Source organism: Nocardioides gansuensis (genome assembly GCF_003076135.1).
In the GTDB taxonomy this organism is placed as follows: Bacteria; Actinomycetota; Actinomycetes; order Propionibacteriales; family Nocardioidaceae; genus Nocardioides; species Nocardioides gansuensis.
On record NZ_QDGZ01000032.1, the window covers coordinates 1 to 637 of the forward strand.

Genomic DNA, 637 nt, shown 5'->3' on the forward strand with positions numbered 1-637 from the left:
TGATGGAGGCCGACCGCGGCGCTATCGGTGACGCGGTGCTGCTGGCGGAGCGGGCGCTGGCCCTGCTGGGCGAGGGCCGCGATGCCCGGAACCTGGCTCGGCTGCGGACCCAGCTCGGCACGATGCAGCTGCGGCTGGACCCGCCGGAGGTGTCCGAGGCGGAGCGGAACCTGGAGCGGGCCGGTGAGGAGCTGGCCTGGTCGAGCGCGTCCCCGGTCGACGTGGCGCGCAACGACCTGGCCCGGGCGCGGGCGCGTTTGATCACCGGCGACCTCGAGGGCGCCGCGGCGCTCAGCCGGCAGGTGCAGGCCGCGATCGGGGACCAGGTCCCGCTGGTGCGCGGGGACGCGCTGTCCCTGACCGGGCAGGTGCTGATGGCGCAGGGTGACGTGCCTGGCGCGTCCGCCTGCTTCCGGCAGGCGGTGCTCGCGATGACCGGGGTGGGGGCGGATCGATCGGCGGCGCAGCAGTGGTTCGAGCTGGCCGAGCTGCTCGACAGTGTCGGGCTCGCCGACGCTGCGCGAGACGCCTACCGCAACGCGGCGGCGTCCGCGGGCGTGCGGGCTCGCCCGGGCAGCCGGGTCGAGGCACGGCTGACCGAGTCGTCGCGTACCGCGTGACCGCGCAGGTCGATCAG

Annotated in this window: 1 protein-coding gene; it reads left to right on the forward strand. The window is 75.8% G+C overall.

Annotation, left to right across the window (positions count from 1 at the left end; all coding sequences use genetic code 11):
- The coding region (locus tag DDE18_RS23220; RefSeq protein ID WP_116574655.1) for a hypothetical protein at positions 1-620 on the forward strand (620 nt) is incomplete at its 5' end.
- Positions 621-637: the final 17 nt, after the last annotated feature.